The 23,543-nt window shown below is 47.7% G+C and carries 23 protein-coding genes and 1 tRNA gene; 11 read left to right on the top strand and 13 right to left on the bottom strand.

Annotation, left to right across the window (positions count from 1 at the left end):
• Positions 1-23: 23 nt before the first annotated feature.
• The 8 genes from Q1A48_RS15475 to Q1A48_RS15440 form a co-directional block, all read right to left on the bottom strand.
• The gene (locus Q1A48_RS15475) at positions 24-428 is read right to left on the bottom strand and encodes a DUF6602 domain-containing protein (RefSeq protein WP_299946665.1); all 405 of its coding nucleotides are present in this window, start codon (positions 426-428) and stop codon (positions 24-26) included.
• A 116-nt stretch (positions 429-544) separates the two neighbouring features.
• Positions 545-1,126: a hypothetical protein gene (locus Q1A48_RS15470; protein WP_299946664.1), complete on the bottom strand. Its 582-nt coding sequence runs from the start codon at positions 1,124-1,126 to the stop codon at positions 545-547.
• A gap of 439 nt (positions 1,127-1,565) precedes the next feature.
• Entirely contained in the window at positions 1,566-2,405 is an 840-nt protein-coding gene (locus Q1A48_RS15465) for a hypothetical protein (RefSeq protein ID WP_299946663.1), read from the bottom strand.
• 626 nt (positions 2,406-3,031) lie between these two features.
• Positions 3,032-3,415: a D-Ala-D-Ala carboxypeptidase family metallohydrolase gene (locus Q1A48_RS15460; protein WP_299946662.1), complete on the bottom strand. Its 384-nt coding sequence runs from the start codon at positions 3,413-3,415 to the stop codon at positions 3,032-3,034.
• A 170-nt stretch (positions 3,416-3,585) separates the two neighbouring features.
• The gene (locus Q1A48_RS15455) at positions 3,586-4,254 is read right to left on the bottom strand and encodes a hypothetical protein (protein WP_299946661.1); all 669 of its coding nucleotides are present in this window, start codon (positions 4,252-4,254) and stop codon (positions 3,586-3,588) included.
• Positions 4,255-4,377: 123 nt separating this feature from the next.
• Positions 4,378-5,013 (bottom strand): DUF6058 family natural product biosynthesis protein, encoded by a 636-nt coding sequence (locus Q1A48_RS15450; RefSeq protein ID WP_299946666.1) that lies wholly within the window; start codon positions 5,011-5,013, stop codon positions 4,378-4,380.
• Positions 5,014-5,426: 413 nt separating this feature from the next.
• A complete protein-coding gene (locus Q1A48_RS15445) occupies positions 5,427-5,816 on the bottom strand; it encodes a hypothetical protein (protein WP_299946660.1) in 390 nt (129 codons plus the stop codon).
• A 61-nt stretch (positions 5,817-5,877) separates the two neighbouring features.
• The gene (locus tag Q1A48_RS15440; protein ID WP_299946659.1) at positions 5,878-6,174 is read right to left on the bottom strand and encodes a hypothetical protein; all 297 of its coding nucleotides are present in this window, start codon (positions 6,172-6,174) and stop codon (positions 5,878-5,880) included.
• Here Q1A48_RS15440 and Q1A48_RS15435 point away from each other — a divergent pair.
• The 8 genes from Q1A48_RS15435 to Q1A48_RS15400 all read left to right on the top strand — a co-directional run bounded on the left by Q1A48_RS15435 (position 6,173) and on the right by Q1A48_RS15400 (position 10,986).
• Complete coding sequence (locus Q1A48_RS15435) at positions 6,173-6,382, top strand: hypothetical protein (RefSeq protein WP_299946658.1); 210 nt, start codon at positions 6,173-6,175, stop codon at positions 6,380-6,382. The genes Q1A48_RS15440 and Q1A48_RS15435 overlap by 2 nt on opposite strands.
• Positions 6,379-6,717 carry a hypothetical protein gene (locus tag Q1A48_RS15430; protein ID WP_299946657.1) on the top strand — a complete coding sequence of 113 codons (339 nt, stop codon included), beginning with the start codon at positions 6,379-6,381 and terminating at the stop codon, positions 6,715-6,717. The genes Q1A48_RS15435 and Q1A48_RS15430 overlap by 4 nt, the downstream gene beginning before the upstream one ends.
• On the top strand, positions 6,714-7,004 hold the full coding sequence (locus tag Q1A48_RS15425) for a DUF6378 domain-containing protein (protein ID WP_299946655.1): 291 nt from the start codon (positions 6,714-6,716) through the stop codon (positions 7,002-7,004). Before Q1A48_RS15430 ends, Q1A48_RS15425 begins: the two co-directional genes overlap by 4 nt.
• Positions 7,005-7,081: 77 nt before the next feature.
• On the top strand, positions 7,082-7,765 hold the full coding sequence (locus Q1A48_RS15420) for a hypothetical protein (protein ID WP_299946653.1): 684 nt from the start codon (positions 7,082-7,084) through the stop codon (positions 7,763-7,765).
• Positions 7,766-7,856: 91 nt separating this feature from the next.
• On the top strand, positions 7,857-8,387 hold the full coding sequence (locus Q1A48_RS15415; protein ID WP_299946651.1) for a hypothetical protein: 531 nt from the start codon (positions 7,857-7,859) through the stop codon (positions 8,385-8,387).
• Positions 8,388-8,401: 14 nt separating this feature from the next.
• Positions 8,402-9,520 carry a hypothetical protein gene (locus tag Q1A48_RS15410; RefSeq protein WP_299946649.1) on the top strand — a complete coding sequence of 373 codons (1,119 nt, stop codon included), beginning with the start codon at positions 8,402-8,404 and terminating at the stop codon, positions 9,518-9,520.
• The gene (locus Q1A48_RS15405; protein ID WP_299946646.1) at positions 9,513-9,755 is read left to right on the top strand and encodes a hypothetical protein; all 243 of its coding nucleotides are present in this window, start codon (positions 9,513-9,515) and stop codon (positions 9,753-9,755) included. Before Q1A48_RS15410 ends, Q1A48_RS15405 begins: the two co-directional genes overlap by 8 nt.
• Positions 9,756-9,783: 28 nt before the next feature.
• A complete protein-coding gene (locus Q1A48_RS15400; protein ID WP_299946643.1) occupies positions 9,784-10,986 on the top strand; it encodes a tyrosine-type recombinase/integrase in 1,203 nt (400 codons plus the stop codon).
• A 131-nt stretch (positions 10,987-11,117) separates the two neighbouring features.
• Here the strand turns inward: Q1A48_RS15400 and Q1A48_RS15395 are convergent, their stop codons facing one another.
• From Q1A48_RS15395 to gltX, 3 genes are all read right to left on the bottom strand, one after another.
• Positions 11,118-13,121, bottom strand: coding sequence for an ATP-binding protein (locus Q1A48_RS15395; RefSeq protein WP_299946641.1), 2,004 nt, complete (start codon positions 13,119-13,121; stop codon positions 11,118-11,120).
• Positions 13,122-13,728: 607 nt separating this feature from the next.
• Positions 13,729-13,804, bottom strand: a tRNA-Ala gene (locus tag Q1A48_RS15390).
• Positions 13,805-13,937: 133 nt separating this feature from the next.
• Positions 13,938-15,413 carry a glutamate--tRNA ligase gene (gene gltX / locus Q1A48_RS15385; protein ID WP_299946637.1) on the bottom strand — a complete coding sequence of 492 codons (1,476 nt, stop codon included), beginning with the start codon at positions 15,411-15,413 and terminating at the stop codon, positions 13,938-13,940.
• A 522-nt stretch (positions 15,414-15,935) separates the two neighbouring features.
• On the opposite strand from gltX, the gene Q1A48_RS15380 reads away from it, so the two are divergent.
• Together Q1A48_RS15380 and Q1A48_RS15375 are read left to right on the top strand one after the other, a co-directional pair.
• Positions 15,936-16,532: a hypothetical protein gene (locus tag Q1A48_RS15380; RefSeq protein ID WP_299946634.1), complete on the top strand. Its 597-nt coding sequence runs from the start codon at positions 15,936-15,938 to the stop codon at positions 16,530-16,532.
• Positions 16,532-17,731 carry an FAD-dependent oxidoreductase gene (locus Q1A48_RS15375; protein WP_299946631.1) on the top strand — a complete coding sequence of 400 codons (1,200 nt, stop codon included), beginning with the start codon at positions 16,532-16,534 and terminating at the stop codon, positions 17,729-17,731. The genes Q1A48_RS15380 and Q1A48_RS15375 overlap by 1 nt, the downstream gene beginning before the upstream one ends.
• A 96-nt stretch (positions 17,732-17,827) precedes the next feature.
• On the opposite strand, the gene pntB is transcribed toward Q1A48_RS15375, so the two are convergent.
• Together pntB and Q1A48_RS15365 are read right to left on the bottom strand one after the other, a co-directional pair.
• A complete protein-coding gene (pntB, locus tag Q1A48_RS15370) occupies positions 17,828-19,219 on the bottom strand; it encodes a Re/Si-specific NAD(P)(+) transhydrogenase subunit beta (RefSeq protein ID WP_299946628.1) in 1,392 nt (463 codons plus the stop codon).
• Positions 19,220-19,231: 12 nt separating this feature from the next.
• A complete protein-coding gene (locus Q1A48_RS15365) occupies positions 19,232-20,782 on the bottom strand; it encodes a Re/Si-specific NAD(P)(+) transhydrogenase subunit alpha (protein ID WP_299946626.1) in 1,551 nt (516 codons plus the stop codon).
• A gap of 1,130 nt (positions 20,783-21,912) precedes the next feature.
• Between Q1A48_RS15365 and Q1A48_RS15360 the strand changes: the two genes are divergently transcribed.
• Positions 21,913-23,376, top strand: coding sequence for a NarK family nitrate/nitrite MFS transporter (locus tag Q1A48_RS15360; protein ID WP_299946623.1), 1,464 nt, complete (start codon positions 21,913-21,915; stop codon positions 23,374-23,376).
• The last annotated feature ends 167 nt before the right edge of the window (positions 23,377-23,543 follow it).

The raw sequence follows: 23,543 nt of genomic DNA, 5'->3' as shown, positions 1-23,543 counted from the left end.
TTACTATGGGACTTCCGGATCTGTCAAACTATGCGTGCCTCCCCGGCAAAGCCGGGGGGTCTCCCTTTTGGACTAGAAATATTCTTATATGCGTCCTTCAGCTCCTCGCTATCAAGATGCGACTTCATGCTAATAGCACCAAAAACGCTTTCCCTTGGATATAGGGAGTGAGAATCAGATTTTAAAAACAGAGGGCAATGATCTTTATCAAAGATCACAATATCTAGTTCACCACTAATTTCATTTTCAGGTGAGATTACCTCACCCAGACCTATGCCATATTTATTTGGCAAGTATTCTTGAAGAAAGTCTACAAAAGCATCCTCTCTGTTATCTCCCTTTCCGCCATTGTGTTTTATTTGTGTCGTTTTTTTGAATTTTGCCGACAATTCTAAACTTATCGCTTCAAATATATTTCGTATATCCATGTCTTCCCTCGAAGGCTTAACGCCATCATAAACGGCTGCCGGAAGCAACGCGTGGGCAGTCGTTTATGATGGCGTGATTTTTACGCCCGGAACAAATTTAATGGCCTTATTAAATTTCAACCGTACACCCTTTGCATATGCGGCCTACAACACTTTTTAAATTGCTTGGCAGAACCACATGCGCATTTAGCTTTAAGTGGATGAAGTGCATAGATCACCCTGCTTAGGAGGTCTGTTTGTTGACGCTCCAAGACTGAGAGTGCCTGTGCATCTGCAGGGGAAAGCAGCACCCCATTCGATGATACAGGGTACTTGATCTTTATGTTTCTGATATCTTCACGAACATTTAGTAACTTTTGAACTTCAGGCTTCTTTGAAATAGCCACCTCACAAGAGGGAAGCCTCGAATTTGGATTGTCGAAGTCAAATCTTATAGAAGGGTCTGGAACAAATAAAACTTTTTGGTCTCCCATTTTTGATGGTGTAACACAGTAATAGCGTCTATCTTTTTCTACTACTGCATGTCCGATCAAGTCAAACATAACCTTATCCCATAGAAAAATTGCCCGGCCGAAAACAACCTCACCACCGACCGTTTCAGCCTCATCTTTAGCGTTATAGGCGCACTTGTTGGGTGTATATTTGGCTCGAGGCTCAATATCAACAAATTGAACTCTATCGTTATCGGCAATATTCAAGCAGATTTTCTTTATCTCTGGTGAGATGAAACTAGGGACGACCGTTGGGGAAAATGCCATATCTATCCTTGAAATATAACAGTGTATTCAAAAGCAGCTGCATTATATCGCTCACCACTATATCTACAGACTTCTTTCGACCACAACTTGAAAAACCTTGGAGAATATTAGGTTACCTACAATTGGCACTATCGTACATAAGCGTATAAATTGCAGCTCTATTATATCCAGACATTTTCGGTGCCGTATATCTTTTTGGAAACCTCTTAAAAGTGAAAAGTTAATACCTTTTCCTGGGTATAGATGAAGGTGCTTTTGATCCCGGATACCCGACAAGAACTTCCACCTTGCAAGAAGCATGAAGCTTAGCTTGACGCACTAACGCCAGCAAAAGGCGCGCTGCCTTTTGGCGTCACTCTTGTTGCGATTGTTATATGGTTTACTCTTTGGGCCTAAGTGTTTCAATAATCTGCGCATCCACCCACATCCTGTCATAGGGTGGGTTACAGTTCGGGCAAAAGGAAAGGTATTTCCCATCGGGCGTTACGTACGCTCCGCCATCCCAACCGTCTGTGTTTATCTTATCTCCAAAGTTAATAGCCTCCCCCCAGGAGCCATTTTTTTTTCGAAAACTGATATGCATATCAGTTCTTCCATATCCGCCTTCTCTCTCGCTATCCCAAATGATATAGGACTCATCTGGAGCGATGAAAGGGTGAGCATTCCATTTGCCAGTATTTATTTCCTTAGCGAAGGGTTTCGGCGCTTCACGTTTCCCATCTACTAAACGTGAATAGCGAATAATGCCGTTTCCATTAGTGCCTACTTCGTCAAAAACCAAGGTTCCTTGTAACGAAGCGGTAAGGCGCATGATTCGTATGTCTTCGAAAGGAGCTCCAATGCTTTTCACCTCTGACCAGCCAGTGTCGGTTCGCTCTATGTACTTATCTTTCGAGTACATAATATCGCTTCCCGAAGAATAAAAGTCGTATTTCTTCCAGGCTCGGCCTTCCTTACGAAAGCTGATAACGACAGGCCGAAAAGGTCCAGCAAGGGAGGAGATAAAGTAAAATTCATCCATGCCCGAACCGTGTAGTCCACCTAGCTCCCATCCCTCTGCAGACATGGCGTCTAATGCAAGAGGCATTGCTACCATGTCCGGAGGCGTTAGCCCATAATAAAGGTCCTTAGATGCTGAAACTGTATCTTGACAATAACTCTTGCTACTTATGAGTAGCATATGAAGTAGCAGAAGAGTTGAAATACAAATATGCTTCATAACTTATCCTTATTTAAATATTATTGAGCAATAAGTTGGTTTAATTTAACTGGTCTTAAAACTCCTGACGTTCTTATGACTTTTATATGATTTTATTCTAGTAGCGATAATTAACACATTAAGTACATATAACGCCTTGATCTGCGGCGGGTCGCGCGAAGCGTGGACCGTCCGGTGGAGGCCCGCAGGGCCGGAACGAACAGCATCAACTTGTTATGATGCTCGATTTTGAACCGAAAATTTTACTAAACAATATCATACTGATACCAATACCCAGTGATACTAAAGGATACGCCCCAACTTCTTCAGTTGGTACGATTTTATAGTACGTGTGGCTTTCATCGTTTCCGATCAGATTTCTTAGATTGACCCAAAAGTCGACTGGCAGATAATCAAGAGCGTAATAGGCTACTGAATAGAGAATCAGAACATATCCCAATAGAGAAGCAATTTTTGTCGAAATGCGTTTAATGCGATTCTTTTCCAATGTTCCGTCTCTGTCTTTTACAACTTCTTAGCTCGATCTATTTTTATCGTGCTCATAACATTTTTATACTGATCACCATGACCACTATTATCCTGATTACTGTCTCGGAATCAATTCTGTGCCACTCCCTTCATACGCCCTACCTTGGGTAGCTCCAGACTGTGGGGCCGTCACGCTTGCCCGGAATAGCTCCAAGATCGTCCAGGTGCAGGAATCTGCCCTTGTGTGGACCATGCTGCTTTACTCCAATACCAGTGAACCCTTCCTCCAGCGCGATCCCCAGCAGCTCATAGGCACGCCCACCAGAAACTGATACATCCACAGCCTGCCCGGTAGTGTGTGTCATGGTGGAACCGATCCTGGCGCAGTGGTCCCGGCAGCGATAACCGGAGGTGATCACCATCGGCTTGGCAAACCTTCCCCTCACCCTGATCAATCGGCGCAACGTGCCATCCGAGAAGTGGAGTTTCCCGCAACAACGGCAGGACAGCTCCGCTTTCGTGAAGTAGGCGTTTTCAAACATGGGATTACCAGATACAAAAAAGCCCGCACGGGGCGGGCTTGGGAATGCTTCGGTTTTAATCTAAATACTTAAAGATGATGAAAATATCGGCCCATGAAACTATCCAGCTTGCAGAGAGTTTTGTACATCTTCGCTGGAATTGTGGGAAATACCTTATTATACCGTAAACACTAAAACTGTACCTGTCTAAACTTGTGATGTGTATCAAGCTGTACTGATTGCAAGGAACTAAATATGGCAGGCTTGACTATAAAGAATGCGTAGGAATCTCCATCCTCGTCGAACCACAATATTTTGTACCCCCGAGCTTCAACAGCTTCTTCTAGTTTAGATACATTAGTACGAGCAATGTAGTTCTGATCATCTTTAGATTTCTGTATTTCTGTGGTTATCTCTTGCTTTTCTTCCAGAGATATTTTTTTGAGAGATAATTTCGATAACACTTTATCTAAAGAAAAAATAAACTCCTCGATATTGTATATATTCTTCCAATCAAGGTGGCCCATATAGCCAAGCCCTGCCATAACCGTTTTAAACACTGCACAAGGTATCATCTGGTCTTCAATATCTTCTTGAATCCACTGTATAAAGTTATTTCCAAAATCATTTCGCGCCTGATTATAAAAGACTGAATCTTCTCCTCGAATATCATCATCATTTTTTCCAAGAAGTATATATTCTTTAGCCTTATCTGGATTGACAGATATTTTTGATGACACGTCAATCACTTTATCCCATACAGTCGGCACCTCTGAGTCCTTGCCTGTGCGGGCCAAAACTTTAACCGCAAAACCCACAATACTTGCAGCTAAAACTACTATTAATACAACCTTAATCATTTCCTATAGCTCTTCACAAAAATTATATGGTGGATAACATCTATATAGTGATCGCCGTGATCACCATTATTCTGATTACTGCTTCCCGAGTAAAGGCACGGATTAGGGGCTCTCTTTACCAGATTAACTCGTTAAGTCGTACCTTAGTCGTAGCTCATTAATATACTTTTGTCTTGAGCTACTTTCCCGTTCATGTGGCGCAAAATATGAACTTACGTCGTCGAGAAGATCTATTATTTTTATCAGCTTTTTTCTGCTCTGATCCTCAATTAAATCGCAGTCTAAAAAATCACTGGCGATGAGTATAGCAATTTCTTTTGAGGCTATCTGCTCTGGAAGGCCATTTTTTGTACATAAGCCATAAGTACCATCAAGAAAATATTTCCACTCACTATCAAGTGTCAGCTCTAACTCACTGTTTAATTTTGGGCTGTTTGAATAAATTCCGTCTTCTCTCAAAGACTCCAGTTGTTGGCAGTATCTGTCTTTGAATATTTTCTTGGCATCCTCAACTTTTTCCAAAGAGAGCAAAATATTTACCCAAGACAAATAACCTTTAGAATAAAATTCTGAATTTTCACTTGCCTCGTATGCCCCAAAGAAGGAGTCGCATTGAATACTAATCTCAAGACTATACGAGGCTCTAGGCATTACTTCCAGATTCTGAAGCTCCAGAAGCCTCCCTTCGTCAACATTAGCTTTATCGAGCAATTGATTTTTGGTGTAAAAATTATCAAAAAAATACCTAACCAACTCCATAATTATCAAATACCCCTCTACACGGCAACCAATGTGCGCTTGTTAAAAGTGTGTCACAAGGCTTTAACCGGTCTTTATTGACCGTGACTACACCTTCTATGGGTCGAAGAGCGTGGGCCGGAAGCAGATCTAGCAGTCTCTACAAAAACGCCCTGCCTCTATCCAAATCTTGCCTTACTGGCATTTATCTTATTACAGTATACATCGGGTTTGGCGTTGATCAACACCTTATCCCAATTACATTACGAATAGCCCATACCCAAACTACAGCCATAAAAAAGCCCCGCCGGACTAACCAGACGGGGCTTTCAAAGGGGGGTATGGTCCCGCTGCGCATACTTCGCGACAGCTTAGCTGAATATAGTATCTTCACGCCTAGGCTGTCAATACATACAGCTTGTATTTAAATACAGTTATGCGGCATTATCCGCCAGATAAAGTGCCTCTACCGTTCCCTCGATTAAGTTACACATATTCTCCACCCAGGCTTTGGATCGCTTCACCCTTATGCAGGTCTCTCGCATTTCCCACCGGTAGTAATACCGCAACCAAAAAACAGATCTCTCCAGCGCAGCCTTTTTCTTATCCTGGCGCCTGGCTATCACATTTAGATAAGCCAATACTGCAGCATCCGTGAGTGCTGCTCTCTCGTAATCTATCGGGTCCGGGCTCTCCCTGCGCCCTGATAGCATCCTGCGGCCAAATGCCGCCATGCGGGGCCAGCCCACTGAGTCCCCCGCACGTTCAGGATAAGCTCTGGACCACTCCCACAAGCGCTCGCGAATGCTAATTTCATTGACCATCTTTCCCCCTATCACGATCAACCAACGAATTGCCGGAATCTTCTCAGAAGCTCAACCTGGCTCATTCCAACACCTCCGCAATCAGTACTCGGGTATACCCTTGACCACGCTTGGCCGGCGCCTGGGTGACTCGACGCTTAACTACGCACTGGTTGTTGTCGTTCTCGATCAAGCCCAGGCCGTGGGGATTGGTCCGGCTGGGCTTTTCCAGCACATCGATCAGCAGCTTTGTGCCACCCTGCAGGTTGTCATCGTCCAGTTCACCGGCAGAACCGCGCTCAATCTCGATATACACCTGTGCCAGGGGCTCATTGGGGCGGCGTTGACCGCTTCTCACCAGGGCTGCCGCTACTTCCATGACTGAATGCTTCTTTAAATTGCACGCCCGTAACAGTACCGATGCCGTCGCTAAAGCCATTAAACACGGCCTGATCCAGTTCGGCCTGCTCGTCTCAATCATTGTCAGCGCCGGCACCGATTCCCAGGAACAACTCCGTACCCGTTTCCAGCGCAAACCCACCATTAAAACTATTCGCATACGCAACCAGGGAGGGAGTGCCGTATGAAAGGCATTGAGTATGTAACAACACCAATCACAGAGACTGAGGGAAGCTGCCGTAGGCCAATAGTCGGCATAGAAACCGTTGTGCTACATGGCAACCCCCTCGGGGAAATGATCTGCCGCCGCAATTTGGGCGGGTCATTGGATTATCACGCAGTCCTAAACCTCGACCACAACACTATTCACGAAGCCTTGGGTTCAGGCTTGGCACAGGGCCACGGAACAAACCGTGAAGAGGCTATAAAAGACGCCTTCATCAGCAGCCGGGACGCTGCAACTAATTACCTCGCAGCCCTCGATCACCTTGCAAAGCAAATCAATGAGAGCGAGTTCGCATGACCGACCACAGTGCCCACGCCTTCCTGAAAAAGGCCGCTCAGCATATGCGTGACCGTGCTGAACAACGTGATGCGGGGAATGGCGAGCGCTCCATGGCCAAAACCGTGACCGCATTCAATGCCCTACACGGAACCAAGCTCACCGAAGAACAGGGATGGCTGTTTATGGTGCTACTGAAGCAGTCCCGTGCAAGCTGCGGGGTGTTTGTACCAGACGACTATGAAGACGGCGCAGCCTATCTTGCCCTGGCCGGTGAAGCCGCAGCTAAGAACAGGACAACAACTTAAACCGAATTTCCACTGCGCCCCTGGCGCATTCAGTCAGCTGTAACTATTTGGGGTCATTAACTAAAAGGACAAATGTCATGAACGAAATACAACAGCTCGTATCTACCGGACTCGAAAATTATATTAAAGATGGCCGACTGAAAGAGGCTATTAACAAAAAGCTCGAAAAAACAATTGAATCAGTACTAGACAGTGCTCTCCGTGAATACAGTGATTTTGGAAAAGTTCTTGCAGAGAATATTAAAGAGCAACTATCCGTTAGTGCAAGTCAAATATCTCTACCAGAGTACAATAAGTATATCTCAGATATGGTTGGAGAGCTGTACACCAGTGTGCTTCATGAACAAGCCAATGATCACCTGAAACCACTAATTGAAAAAGCATTAACCCCAGTGCCCAAGGAAATTTCTGCCAGCCAACTCCTAGAAGAAATAGAAAGCAGCTGGAAAGAAGAAGAATGGGCATACGATGAAATAAAACTGGATTGGAAAGAAAGCGAACATGCAATTTATTTAACCCTTAATCATCCAGAGCACTCTTGGGAAAGTGTCCGTATTAGCCTGTTTAAGGATGAGGGCGAAAATGGTTATCGTATTTGCTATCTAAATCAGGATGGAAAAACTTACCGGCGAGGACCTCAAGCTCATACTCATAACTATGGATTGATTGGCTATCTATTCAAACTTTACTGCCGAGAAACCCTAATTACTGGAATCGAAGAGATATACGGGCACTCGATTGATCTGGATATCGATCATTAATCATTCTCACCGCGCCCCTGGTGCATTCAGTCAGCTGTACCCCCAAGCTTAGGGCCTTTGGTACTGGGCCCCTTTTTAAAAGGATCTAATTATGGATGTCCAAATTAAAAGTGTAGAACCCACCGAAGAGATTCAGGCTCCAAAGCCTGAAATGCCCGAATGGACAAAATTTGCAGGAAACGAGACTGCTGATCTTCCAGCAGGGATTGAAGCAGATACCCCAATCGCTATTCGCCTGCGCCAGGGCACGGAGCTGGCTGTATTTGCCGGTGACTCGTTTGATCTGCCCCTTGGGGATTGGGATCACGACGACCACGAAAAAGATATTGTGGCCTACCGGCTACTGTCTGCCGAAGAGGCACGAGAGTTTATCAGAGCCCAAGCTGTTATCGAATATTTCTCTGGGCATTTGGAGGAGGAGATTGATCGCTGGCACGTTCTTGTTGAAGACCTAAAGGTAAGATTCAGCAATCCCCTATTTAAATGCATGATGCCAAAGCTAGTTGTCGCCCTCCACTGTCCAGCGGATTGTGAGCATAAAGCAGTCACTGCCAACACTTCCAAATCACAAGCCTGGCTTTTACAGCAAGTCATGCCGGCGTTTAGCGAGCCATCCAAGTAAGGAGGATGTGCGGCGTGAGACTCTGGCAATCCCTCACCGGCATCGCCGCACTCATTTTCTGCGGCACCAGCCTCGCCTTTACTGTGCAGCTGTGGATCGCTATACCCAGCACTACCGGCAGCCAGGTAGTGGCCGGCCTTACCGCCGTTGCTCTGGAGCTGTGTAAGTTTAGTTTTGCGCCTCTGGGCCTCTGGCTGCGCTCCCAGGGACAGCTCAGCGGCCATGTCCTCCTCGCGCTCTGGCCATTACTGGTGGTGATCAGCATTGTCGCCACCGTTGGATTCCTCGCCACACACAGTGAAGAACAGCAGCAGCGCAGTACCCAGGGCAGCCTGGAATACCAAGCGCTTGAACAGCAGCTCAACAGCATTAAAGAACAGATCAACAGCCTAAACAGTCTGATCGCCACAGATGCCGCCAACGGCTACCGCCAGCGCGCTATTGATACCACCCCCAAATTGCATGCCCTGGAAGCCCAGCGCAGCCAGTTGATCGAAAGCCTTTCCACAGCGCAACCAGGCGCCAGCGCACACGGTGCATTTAGCAGCCTGGCCAGCACGCTCAATGTGGATCCCGTGCGACTACAGCACGTCGGATTCCTCGCCCTGGCAATCATCACTGATGTGGTAGGGCTGGTGGCGTTACTAGCGTTTAACGCTGCCTCAACGGTTTGTAAACGGTCAGCTCAACCGTTTAAACGGTTTTCAACGCCAACTAAACAGTTTTCAACGGATTCTAAACGGTTTTCAACGGACGCTAAACGGTCGCCAACTGAGCCTAAACAGTTGCTAAATGACGCTAAACAGCTGCCAACAGTAGCTAAACGGTTGCCCACGGGAGAGCAAGATTCCTCAACGCTTTCTAAACAGTTTTCAACGGTTTCTAAACGGCTCTCAACGCCAGCTAAACGGTTTGTAAACGCTAACCTCAGCCAGGATCAGATTGAACTGGCCAACCAAATTTGCGCCGGAGAGTTCGGCACCCGGCCCGTGTTACGCAACATCAGTAGGCGCATTCGTGGTGGTTACCCAGCTGTTAAACCTGTTTTCGACGCCCTGCAAGAGTCGGGAGAAATAACACGCAACAGCAAGGGCTTTGCCTTGGTGAGCCAGGGAGGGCTATTCAATGGGTAAGCTGGTGAAAGGAATCACCTGGGCTAAAGAGCAATTTGAATTAGGCTCCCGCCCCGGTAGAGACAAAATAATCGAGTGGATCACCGCCGAGCATATCCCCGGCCAGATCATCGCCGGGGAGCCCTATGTGGATGCCGATAGGTTCGCTATTCGCGATCACACAGGACAAACCCCAATGCGGCTTGGCGCCAACGACAACAGGCCAAAAACCGGTATCGACCTGCTGGTGGGCTGACAGCAATCCACATTAGTGAACAACGGACATGGCCAGACCCAGAAAGACCCGAAAGTGGGGCAATACCTCTTTACCGGACAACCTTTACCCCGACGCGCGCAAACGTGAAAACTATTGGCGCTACTGTTTACCGGATGGGCGTTACCGGGTTTTTTCTGCGCCACTAGAAGACGCTATTCGCTTGGCTCAGGAAGCCAACGCTTTACGCGGGGAAAGTGTTCAAGCTAAGCCGGTAAAAGTGCCCGACAGGGCCAGTTTCGCTCACCACGTCATACGCTACATAGAGTGGCGTGAACAAAATGACTTGTGCCTATCCAGCAAAGCAAGCTGGCGCAACCGTTGCAACGCTCTTAACCGATTTGGTCAGGATTTTGAAACCACCCCAATACACAAAGCCAAGCTAGCTGATCTGCGTAAATGGTGGGAATCCCTCACCTATCACCAGCAGCACGCACGTCGCGCCGAATTTAATAAATTTTTTAATTACTTAATGGCAGAAGGACTGTGTAAACTCGATAGTAACCCATTCACTACTGCGGATGATCGCCCACGCCTGTTAGAAAAGGGCAAGCCTACCAAAAAGCGGCAACGCCTCACCCTGGAAGCCTACTGGGCCATTTATGAGAAAGCAGGTGAACTTGGCTATGAGACACTACAGATCGCCATGGGCATCAGCATGCTCACCACCATGCGTCGTGCCGATATCTGCGAGCTCCGCTTTGATGAGCACCTGCAAGGCAACCACCTCCGAAAGACCATCAATAAATCCGAAGCGCAGAGGGACAGCCTAGCAGCCAGCCACCTCAGTTTTAACCTAAAGACGCACCAGCAACTGGGCAAGCTGATCAGCCGTGCCACAGAACTAAGTCTAAGAAACTATCACTGCCCCTACTTGCTAAGCCACACACCCAAACAACGCCGGACAGGGAAAACTAAAGAGCACATCTGCCAGGTAAGCCCCGACCGTTTGAGCGATATGTTTACCGAAGCCCGAAATACCACCAGCCTATATATCAGCCTACCCAAGGATCAAACCCCGCCCAGCTTCCACGAAGTACGCAGCCTCGCCTCAGACCGATTTAAACGGATGGGATATAACGTGAAGGATGTGCAGCACCTAATGGCCCACACCGATGAGCGTGTCACACAGGCATACCAAGCTGGGCATGGCATTGATTATGATGAGATCAGTATTTACCTGGATGAAAAGGCCATAGGCAGGGGGTTTTGAACCCCCTCCTAAGTCATAAGAAACACGAAGTAGAGCTGTTTGTGCAAAAACTTAAGAAGCAAATGCACAAACAGCGGCGCACAGTGGCTTCCCATACACCCAATTATTATGCATTAAATTTAGACCGCAAATTAAACGATCCCGAGTTTATGAAAAAATATTCGACTTCTCATTGACGCGTCTTTTAAAACCTTATCCCAGCCGATAACCTCAATATACAAATTTAAGTTTTCATGCCTCTGAAAGTAACCCAATCTATCTGGCATCGGTTTAAAATCTTTCTCTTCCTCTAGCCAAGATCTCACTTTTTTTGCTAAATCACAAACAACGAACCCATAGAATGGAGTATTCTCAGAAATTAGAATTTCTCTACCCTGAGGGGTTTTGAAATCACCGGAACGGAGTCGTCTTACATATCTTACTACTTGTTGAACGGGGTCCTCATTAGAAGACGGATTTACAAAATCATCACGCTGGGGCTTTTTGAACTCAAATATTGTGACTGGATTTGTAGCTTCGTTTTCACCACGGAAAACGACTCTTGAATCATACGCAAGAAGATCTGGTCTATCCTGCCTTCCTTTCAGTGGTAAATCTGAAGAAAGGTACTCAGTAAAATTTAACCTTTCATCAATCAGCCAAAGGTTGTGCTCCTCAAATGCTGTTGTATCTGAGTCACCCCTTCTTGGGAAAATAATATCGTGGACTACTCCTTCTGAAGAGTAGCTACCATCACCTTCAACCTGCAGACTTCTATCAAACAAATCAATAACACTACGTCTAAGAGCGATATAATGCGCAAGATCATTTTTGGTAGATCCAGAAATTCTTCTTACTATATCCGAAGCATTTTCTTTAAGATCTTCAAGATTACCTTCCCCCAAAATCCTACTTACTTCGCCCCTAACTTGAATCTCTTGCTCGTATTTTTTCTTTTGCAGTTTAGTTTCTATTTGTTCGTTAGTTGCATTGTATGGCATATCAGTTAAGTCGATTTCGCTTAACATCCCCTTATGCCAAGGAGCTTGTTCATTAACATAGTCCTTTACTTTCTTTTTCTTTTTCTCATATCTCTCCTGAACCTCTGAATTCACAGCAGATCTGGCTAATTCTGCCGCATTCTTTTCAATTTCAACCTGAGAAATCCCATAAATTACGTCATTTTCTTTTTGGAATTCAAATCCACCACGCTCAAGAGATACGTTTTCATCCAAGTATTCACCAAAAACGTAGACCTTAATCGTGAAGTTCTTTTCCGCTATTTCTTCACCAGTAATTTTTCTATCGTAAAATTCTTCAATAAACTCAGGAATATACTTATGCAAAGAAACACTTGTAACTTCTCTTCTATGAGCCACTAAGCTAACTTTGCTTGTTTGACTCCTAGGCGAATAAAATTTAAAAACCCTAGCTATAAAACGCTCTTCCCCCTCATTTCTTTCAAGACAAAAATTACTACTTGCTGAATTTATTTCCTGTATTTGACTCTGAGTTTCTACATACTCGTTAAGTATAATTACCTCTGATTCATCTTCTTCTCGAAGTACAATTTTTGGTGGTATTCTATCCTTATTTACAAAAAATGGTAACAAACGCTCAACCAAAATCCTTGCTATAGTCTGAATCTTTTTTTCTGGAAATTTTTTCTTTTTAATTTTTAAAAGTTTTATTTTGCTACCTGTAATATTTTTATTCGATTTTTCTTTTTTTTCATTTATAATTATTTCATTCTCTTTTCCCATCTTGAAAGATCTATCAAATAATTTTCCATTTTTTTGGAATGAGCTTTCTACCTCCATATCTTCAAAGTACTTCAAGCAGGTGAAGCGACCAAATCCTTTACCGCCCTCAGCTATTTTATGAGCTGAATAAAGAGTATCAAAAGAATCACGGTTTTGATCAGTAAAACCTATACCATTATCAACGACTTCGAATCCCTCTACTTCTGGTATTGAATCAACTAGATCGATCTGTCGAGCTCGCTTTATGGCAATATCTACTAGACCATCGCGCATGCACATGTTAGTAGATTCAATCGCTTGAATCGCATTGACTATGACTTCTACAATCGGTGTATAAACGCTAGTTCCCGAGCGTATATTATCTATGGCTCTTTTTATATTTACGTTACTCATGATAATCCTTTATCTTTAGCTCTGAACGTGCCAAACAGTTAATCCAAAAGAAACTTCTTAATACTTAACATCACCTTACTCTATACTCTCAAGACTCCCCCCCCTTCGAACACGAAAAAAACCAAGCGAATCATTCAGCTGCCTGTAATTGGCACAAGACTACACCAGTGGATATAAAACAGTTTTTTATATCCCAGCATTTTCGCTGCTCTTGATCACTTTTGGAACCCTTTAAAAGCCGATGACTTAGAGCTTTTCGCTGGTAGATAGACGAAGCTACTCTTGATCTCCGCTATTAACTGAGCGCACTAGGACAGCCTCGCAGCCAGCCAACTCAGCTTTAAACTGAAAACTCACACCGACGAGAGGGTCACACAGGGATATTAGGCTGGGCACGGCACTCTGATCACAACGAAATCAACATTTACCTGGGTGAGCAGGCAATCGGAAGGGAGTTTTGAAAAGGGAAATTTCAGACGAAAAAAAAGGCCGAAAAGGCCCTTTTCTCATTCCTGCGAGTTTTTGTTCACGTTTTTTTCCAGTTTTTGTTCACTGGATAAAAGGCCGTGCACCTCTTCTCGCAACCCCTTGATAAACAAGGGAAATTTGGTGGAGCTAAGCGGGATCGAACCGCTGACCTCAACACTGCCAGTGTTGCGCTCTCCCAGCTGAGCTATAGCCCCGAATATTCTGTATTTTCGTCGAAAACGGGGCGCATTCTAACAAGGTTTGGGCGCCTGTCAACAGAAAAAATCACTTTTAATCATATAGTTAGCAACAAAGCCTATGCGCGGAAGCCAAGAGCCCGCGCAAGACTCATGCCAGTACAGCGTACTCCTTCTCCCAACGTTTCAGCACTTTTTTCCCCGCCCCACCCAGGGTATCTATTGCCTGGCGCAACCGGGCGCGGCTGAGGTCTGGGCCCAAAAGGACCATGGCATCCATTACTGAGAAAGAAGCGGTGGTGCCACTGATCGCCACGAACAGGGGAGCATTGAAGTCTTTGAGCTTGATCCCCATGGATACGGCCAGCCCTTTTATCGCCTGGAAAATGCTGTCGCGGTCCCAGGCGCGCAACGCCTCCAAACGCCATAAGGCAAATTGCAGTAACCTCTTCTGCTCATCCAGCGCCAGCTTGTTGTCGATAAAGCTTTCCTCTGTTAGGCCAAGCTTTCCAGAGGCGAGAAAGCTCACCAGTGGTGCAAAGTCGCTAAAGGTCTCCATACGCTCACGGGCAAAAGGCAGGACTTTAAGCAGGTTTTCCCGGTTGAACAGCCAGTCAGTCAGGCGATCTGCGAGCAATTGGTCCCCTAATTCTCGAATCCACAAGCCATTTAACCAGGACAGCTTCTCTACATCGAAAACCGGGCCACCAAGGGAGACGCGCTGAATGTCGAAGTGCTCAAGCATATCCCCAAGGGCGAATTTCTCCCGCTCATCCGGCATGGACCAGCCCATACGGGCAAGATAGTTCAACAGAGCCTCGGACATAAAGCCAGCGCGCTGGTAATAGAGGATAGAGGTTGGGTTCTTGCGCTTGGAGAGCTTGGTTTTGTCAGGGTTTCGCAACAGTGGCAGGTGACAGAGTACCGGCATCTCCCAGCCAAGGTATTCATACAGCAGTTTGTGCTTGGGTGCGGAATTGATCCACTCCTCACCACGCAGCACATGCGTAATCTCCATCAGGTGATCATCCACAACATTGGCCAGGTGGTAAGTGGGCATACCGTCGGATTTGAGTAAAATTTGAGCATCCACCTGAGCCCAGTCGATCTCTATGGGCCCCCGCAGCAAATCCTCCACCACACAGGTGCCGCTCTCCGGCACCTGCAAGCGCACAACATAAGGCATTCCGTCGGCACGACGCTTTTCCACCTCTTCCAGTGGCAGTGCCAAATCGCTGGGCTTGAGCGCTATGCGCCCGGATTCCCGCAGTGCTTCACGGAGCTGTTCCAGTTCTTGTGCAGTTCGATAACAGTGGAACGCATGGCCTCTTTCCACCAATTCATCGCTATAAGCCCTGTAGATATCTCCGCGTTCACTCTGGCGGTAGGGGCCATGGGGCCCACCCACATCTGGCCCCTCCTGCCAGTCCAGCCCCAGCCAGCGCAGGCTATCGAGAATCGCTTTTTCCGACTCCGGAGTACTGCGTTGCTGGTCGGTATCTTCAATACGCAAAATAAACTGGCCGCCCTGCGCCCAGGCAAAACACTGGTTGAACAAGGCGATGTAGGCTGTACCAACATGGGGGTCCCCAGTTGGCGAAGGTGCTATACGGGTTCTTACACTCATGGCAAACCTGATTCAAGGTAAAATTAGAGGCTGTGAAAACGCGGGATTATAGCGCTGGCCAGCCCTGGCGCACAGACAAGGATTGTAAAAGTCTTTCATGCCACAGAGCAAAGAGGGCATATGAACATCGCACTATGTGTTAGTAATAAACTGTATTATTAGCGCAGGACACAGGATATAGTCCGGCCGGCATGTTAATCGAAGTTTCGCAAGAATTACTTTGCATAACACCTGCCAATACAGTGGGCCAACTACCTGGCAAACCATACCATGTGAGAAAATGTCGTTCGCTCACTGGTCACTGGGGGCTTCTTTGTCAGCATAATGGCAGCCCCACCCCCCTCAAGTGCTACAGCGCTGGTTGATGCCATCCTTTCCGCCCGGTTTGCAACAGGGTCCACAGCGTCTATTTTTCCTATAAGGCTCGACTGTAGGCCGGGGCCGAATCGCCTTTGTGGTGCTGAACGCTGACGTGCCCCAGCCCAGCTGACATATAGCACCTGCGACCTGGAGCCGACTTACATGCAAATCACCTTTCAGGGCGACACAACCTGTCCATTGGATAAAGTCTCCACCGCCCTTGAGCCAGCTCAGCACCAGAGGACCCATGCTATTCAGTGCGACATCTGCTTCAGCCGTAATGGTACCCACTGGTATTTTCGCAGCGAACACCCGCTGTTCGACAAACATACGTGTTTTTCCTTCAAACCGAGGGACTCCCAGCCCTCAGTGCCGTTGGTGGACGGGTCCAACCTCACCGGCATCGGTTTCAACACAACCAGGGTGAAATTACTGGGCCTGAAGCGCAGTGGTCACAAGCCCACTACCCTGGCTACCCAGGGCTGTTGCAGTTTACATACCCCCCGGTCTATCGGGTGGTACAGAATGGTATTGCGAGTTGGCAGTATATCCTGCTGCCTGTTGACAGATATTGTGACACTCAATTGGGAGTATCTCCTGGCCCGGAACTGCTATATCAAGCGCAGCAAATTACCATCAGGTTCACTGCAATGGACCCCCTACCAGACCACGGCTGTACCCAGGCAGGCACAAGCTGGCAGCCCATCACATACGTTCAGGGAGCTTGCTGCTATTCATCTGCTTGCGGGAAGTAAGTAATGTCTACAGATTTTGATGTCGTGGTGGTTGGCGCAGGTATTCTCGGTGCAGGTACAGCCGAGGCATTGTCCCAGGCCCATCACTCTGTCGTTATACTGGAACAACTCGGCATCGCTGCGGCCACATCCTCGCGCTCATCCAAATTGATCCACGGTGGATTGCGTTACCTGGAGACCGGTCAATTCCGCTTGGTATATGAATGTTTGCGTGAAAGAAGTTGGCTGCTGGAAAATAAACCCCAGCTGGTACGTATGGTGCCCTTTTATATACCTGTCTACCGACATAGTAAAAGACCACCTTGGATAGTCAGATTGGGACTCAGTCTCTATGCCCTACTCTCCGGCGTGAAGCATGGCATCTCGTTTTTCCAATCATTGCCAAAATCTGATTGGGAAAGTCTGCAGGGCCTCAAACGGGAGGGCCTTCTCGCAGTATTTCGCTATTACGATGCACAAACCGATGACGCCGCCTTGACCCGTGATGTGGTCGCATCAGCTATCGCCCATGGCGCACAAATTATCTGCCCGGGCAGTTTGGTGGGGGCTGAAGTGACCGAGGGCAGTGTCCGCGTTGACTATATGGCTGACGGAAAGCTCAATACACTGCGTACCCATGCATTAGTCAATTGCAGTGGCCCCTGGGTGGCCACCACCAATGCGCGCTGTATTCCTCCACTGCCCCTGCCGCCTATTGATTTGGTTGCCGGTACACATATTTTATTGCCCTTTTCTCTAGGGAACAGAATCTTTTATATAGAAGCGAGCGACGGGCGCGCCGTATTTGTTATGCCCTGGCAGGACAAAACGCTGGTGGGCACCACCGAACGCCCATACTATGGCGACCCGCGGGATGTAGCCCCCACTGCAGAAGAGGAGTCCTACCTGCTGCGTACGGTACAAAGTTACTTCAGCCAGACCCGCGGTTTACAAGGGAAAGATATCTATGAGAGTTTTGCTGGTCTTCGTGTACTGCCGAAGGTTGTGAGAAGCCCTTTTTCCCGCTCTCGGGAATCCATGATTTGTTGTGACAATAACAGAAAACCGCGTATCCTTGCGGTAGCTGGCGGCAAACTCACCAGTTATCGCGCCACCGCACATAAACTGGTCAAGAAACTTCAGCCCACCCTGCGAAATAAGCACCACGCACTACGGAACCCTGTTCGCCCCATCAATTCTTCGGAGCGGGAACGCAACCCCTAGGAGTTCCAGAACCCGCTATAAGCGTCACTCACACCATGAAGCCGTAATTTCGTCAAGCAGACCTGAATGCTTTGTGACCAGAATTATTTTCCCAAATCATGAATTTATCTTTCCCAGCACTCCCTGCAGGCTGTCCTTTGCATCTCCAAACAGCATCCGGGCATTTTCCTTATAGAAGAGCGGATTGGCTACGCCCGCATAACCCGAGGCCATGGAGCGCTTGAGCACCACCACTTTGTCCGCTTTCCACACCTCCAGCACTGGCATCCCGGCAATGGGAGAACCCGGTTTTTCGACTGCATCCGGGTTCACTGTATCATTCGCACCAATGACCAGTACCAGGTCCGTACTGGGAAAATCCGGGTTTATTTCATCCATTTCCAACACGATGTCGTAGGGCACGTTGGCCTCCGCCAGGAGTACATTCATATGACCGGGCAGGCGGCCCGCTACGGGATGGATACCAAAGCGCACCGTCTTACCCATTTTACGCAGCCGATCGGTCAAGTCGCTGACAGCCTGCTGCGCGTGCGCAACGGCCATACCGAAACCAGGGACAATAATAATCTTTTCAGCGACCTTTAGATCGTCGGCCAGATCTTGCTGACTGATCGACACAACCTCGCCCTCAACTTCATCATCGGAAACCACTCCGCCTTCAGAGCCGAAGCCTCCCAAAATTACGCTGATAAACGAGCGGTTCATACCGCGACACATAATATAACTGAGAATCGCACCAGAAGAACCGACCAAGGCGCCTACGACAATCAACAAGTCATTGCCCAACATAAATCCGGTCGCCGCTGCAGCCCAACCAGAATAGCTGTTCAGCATGGAGATCACCACCGGCATATCGGCACCGCCGATTGCCGCAACCAGGTGAATACCAAGCAATAACGCAATTGCAGTCATCAGAAGCAGGTTTATCAGCGTGCCGGTGCTGACTTCTGCCGGCACAAACCCAATACCCAGCACTATACAGGCCAGAATCGCGGTCAGATTCAGCCAATGGCGGGCCGGCAGTGTCAGTGGTTTACCAGACACCAGTCCTTGCAACTTGCAGAAGGCGACAAGGGAACCGGTGAGGGTAATTGCACCAATAAACACACCGAGATAGATTTCTGTACTGTGCACCACATGGGCGGCCCCGCGCAAAGTCACTTGTGGATCGAGAAAACCACCCCAGCCAATTAATACCGCGGCAAGACCGACAAAACTGTGTAATAAGGCCACCATCTGCGGCATCTGGGTCATGGCTACACGCCTTGCCAGGGCAAGTCCGATACTTGCCCCAACCACCATCGCGACGGCTACCATCCAGAGGGCTCCGGTGGCGACGCCGGCTATGGTAGCAATAATGGCGACCGTCATACCCACCATACCGTAGAGATTTCCCCTGCGTGCTGTTTCGTGGCTGGACAGACCGCCCAAGCTTAAAATAAACATCACCGCTGAGAGCAGGTAAGCCATTGCTATCATTCCGTTCATCACTAATTCTCCCTAGCGGCGAAACATTTTCAGCATTCGGTGGGTTACAAAGAAGCCACCAAATATATTAATGCTGGCAACCAGCACACCGACAAAAGCGAGGACCGTTACCAGGGCTGAGCCTGTTACCCCCAGTTGTACCAGAGCCCCGACCACCACAATGCCGGAAATCGCATTGGTGACACTCATCAAAGGGGTGTGCAATGCATGGGTTACATTCCAGATCACTTGCCAGCCTACGAAAATGGCGAGAACAAAAACGGTAAAATGTGAAACAAATTCCGGTGGTGCCACCCGCCCAAGCCACAGCAGCAACACCGCCGCCACGGCCCAAAATACAAAAATAGCCAGGGGCGATTTCTTCTTTTTAACTTTTTCCTCAACAGGTCCTTTATCCAGCTCAGCTTTTTTGGCTGGGGTTTTGGGTTGAGCTGAAATCTTTGGAGGGGGAGGGGGCCAGGTGATTTCCCCAGCCCTGACCACAGTTGCACCGCGGATCACTTCATCCTCAAAGTCAATATGGATCTCACCATCTTTATCCGGTGTCAGCTCACCCAGCAGGTGGACAAGATTGGTGGCGTACAATCTGGAAGACTGGTTCGCTGCGCGACTGGGCAGATTGGTGTAGCCAATAATGGTTACACCACTGTGCTCTACTTTTTTATCGGGTACTGTGTAATCACAATTTCCTCCCATTTCCGCAGCCAGGTCTACCACAACCGACCCTTGTGCCATGCTATCGACCATATCGGCAAGCCAGAGTTTTGGGGCAGGCTTGCCGGGGATCAATGCTGTGGTAATGACTATATCCACTTCTCTGGCCTGCTCGCGGAACAGGGCCATTTCCACTTCAATAAACTCCTTGGACATCTCCTTGGCATAACCACCAGTGCCGGAACCCTCCTCGGCTATTTCCACAGTCAGGAATTCCGCACCCATAGACTCCACCTGTTCACGCACTTCTGAACGGGTGTCGAAGGCACGCACAATAGCGCCCATACTCCTTGCAGTACCTATGGCAGAGAGGCCAGCAACACCGGCACCAATCACCAACACTTTTGCGGGGGGAATTTTTCCGGCAGCCGTAATCTGGCCGGTAAAGAAACGGCCGAAATTATGTGCAGCCTCGATTACCGCGCGATAGCCGGCGATATTTGCCATGGAGCTGAGTGCATCCATTTTCTGTGCACGGGAAATTCTGGGAACAGACTCCACAGCCAACGCATTGATTTTTTGATCAGCCAGTTTCCGCAGAAGCTCGGCATTTTGCGCTGGCTTGAGAAAAGCAATCACGGTGGCCCCTTCGGGAATCAATACCAGTTCCTCATCAGTGGGGGCCTGCACTTTAAGGACCACCCCCGCACCGGCAAGACATGCCTTTAGATCATTGCGGATTTCCGCCCCGACCTCAGCATAGGCCGCATCGGTAAAGCTGGCCATATCACCAGCCCCCTTTTCCAGCGCAATGGAAAAACCCAAATGGCGTAAACGTTTTACGCTGTCGGGAGTTGCCGCTACGCGCGCCTCTCCCTTTGCGGTCTCCCTTGGTATGGCTATTATCACCGCTGTGCCCCTCTTGGTTTGTTCTCTGGATTGACTACTAAACCTGCTTCGAAATGCTTCCGCCTGCCCAATTTATAAACAGCCGGAGTGTAAACCGGTGGGCTGAAGATGAAAAGTGGTCTCTTTTAATAGCGGTAATTGGTGAAATTTATAAGTCTCTTCTAAAAAACCAGGGTAAGGGCACACTACACACTATACGGACATCCCATCAAAAGTAACATTTGTAACCATTTCTCTTAGCTGGGCGGGCAAAAGTAAGCCTTGTTAACCGAGCCAGCGCGCAGATTGCCCGGTTTATAACACCCAGAACCCAGTCACTGCCGGTCGTAATCCGCCGAGAGGCCATATAGCCCTAACAACATCACGCTTCATTATGCTACTACCCAGATCCAAACGGTTTGATTACAAATAGCATTTCCATTATAAAATGTCATTTAGAATATTTATGACTTATTTTGATCCATTAGCAAAAATAACTTCAATACCAATATTGAATTTTACATACCCTCTTAACCAAAACTCATTAACAGAGTATTTACTGCCCAGCATAACCCTTTGCAATAAATTGTTCGAATAGAAGAAAAAGAAGAAACAATCTTACTTAACATCACACATCATATCCGACCGAATTAGATCTTCATAAAAGCACCCCGGTTGTGCAAGAAAAACAATAAACGCAAACTATCGCACCAAAAAATTGCAGTTGTCCTTATCCTCACTTCCGGAAACAAAACCAATAAGGCAACCTGCTCAGTCAAACCGTGCGAAATATATTTTTTCTTAGGATTCCAGAGATCAAATCCGATAACTTTTTCGTGCTGGCATATTAATTGAATGGAAATAAAATGATGATCCAATGCGCTAATTCCGGGTAGATCACCAGAGTGAAGCGGTTTATTTACCAACTTACCAGTAAGCCAGGAAGGAAGAATACCCCACTCTCAGGGTCGTATAAGGCATGGATGCCGATTACAAGCGCACAGGAATGTATTCACAGCGTATTTTGGGAGAGGAATATTCTTTCCTTACGGCCCGGTAGTAAATTGCCAACAAAGTCCATCGATACCAACCGCCGGATTTCGGTTGCAAACGTCGTGGGCCTGCGAGATTTGTAAACAGAGGAATTACGTATGACCAGTGAGCCACTCAATCTGATCTCGTTCCGCGGTAAGATAAAAATACTTCACCTAACCTGGGTGGCTTTCTTTATCACGTTCTTCGCCTGGTTTAACCATGCACCACTCTTAATGGCCATTTCAAAAAGCCTCTCCTTAACGCCAGAACAGATCAAAACACTGTTAATCCTCAATGTGGCCCTGACCATACCTGCGCGCATCGTGGTCGGTATGTTCACGGATAAATATGGTCCGCGACTCACTTATTCCCTGCTCCTGGCCATTGGCAGTGTGCCCTGCTTTATCTTCGCACTGGCGGACAACTTTATACAGGCAGCGATCAGTCGTTTTCTCCTAGGATTTATCGGTGCCGGTTTTGTGGTTGGCATCCGTATGGTATCGGAGTGGTTTCCCGTGCGCCAGTTGGGTACAGCCGAGGGTATTTACGGCGGCTGGGGAAATTTTGGTTCCGCTGCCGCAGCCATATCTCTGCCAGCGATTGCCCTGATTGCTGGTGGAGACAATGGCTGGCGCTATGCCATTGGCCTCACCGGAGTCATCGCACTGGTTTACAGTGTCATTTACTACCTTTCAGTAACAGACACTCCAAAAGGCTTTGCCTATTTCAAGCCAAAAAAGATCGGCGCCATGGAAATTACCAGCCGTGGAGATTTTATTCTTCTGCTAATTGTGAAGATCCCCATCTATGCAGCATTGGTATTGCTTACTTGGAAATTGTCCAGCGGGATTGGTCTTTTTTCCGAGGCTGCTGCCACAATCATTTACTGCGGCCTTGGCCTGCTCTATATGCTGGATACACGCAAGACCTTCAGAGTAAACCGCGAAGTCCTCCACAACCCGCCAGCGCCGTTACACCGCTATAAGTTCAAGCAGGTGGCGGTTCTAAATCTGCTGTACTTTGCCACTTTTGGCTCAGAGCTTGCCGTGGTTTCCATGCTGCCCCTATTCTTCTCAGAAACCTTTACCCTGGACCCGATAAAGGCCGGTCTGCTTGGTTCGGCTTACGCATTCATGAATCTGATGTCGCGCCCCGCGGGCGGACTGATTAGTGATCGCTGGGGGCGCAGGCCCACCCTGCTGGTGCTCACAGCAGGGCTGGCTCTGGGATATTTCATCATGAGTCTTATCGATACCCAATGGCCACTTTACCTGGCCGTTTTCGCTGCGATGGCCTGCTCTTTCTTTGTGCAGGCTGGCGAAGGGGCCGTATTTGCTGTGGTTCCTTTGATCAAACGCCGTCTCACTGGCCAGATTGCGGGAATCACCGGCGCCTATGGCAATGTCGGTGCTGTGTTTTATCTCACCGTTTTTAGTTTTATGTCCTACCAGGAATTCTTCCTGGTTATTGGCATCACGGCGCTGCTCGGCTTCGCTGCCGTATTATTGCTGGAAGAGCCCGAAGGGCAGATAGCGGAGACTCTCCCGGATGGCAGTGTATCAATGATCAATGTCGCCTAAAAAACTTGCATAAATTCATATCTATACTCGGCACTACTGACCTATCCCATTGACCTTACAGGAATTCGCCATGCATTTTCCGGAGAGGCGTTGTTGCTCAATTGTCAAGCTGGTATGAATATTGAATGATTAAACTAACAGTTCTTGCCCAACCAGAACTGGGTAAT

Origin of the sequence: uncultured Microbulbifer sp. (genome assembly GCF_947489355.1) — a bacterium.
GTDB lineage: Bacteria > Pseudomonadota > Gammaproteobacteria > Pseudomonadales > Cellvibrionaceae > Microbulbifer.
This window is presented reverse-complemented; position numbering and strand designations above follow the sequence as displayed.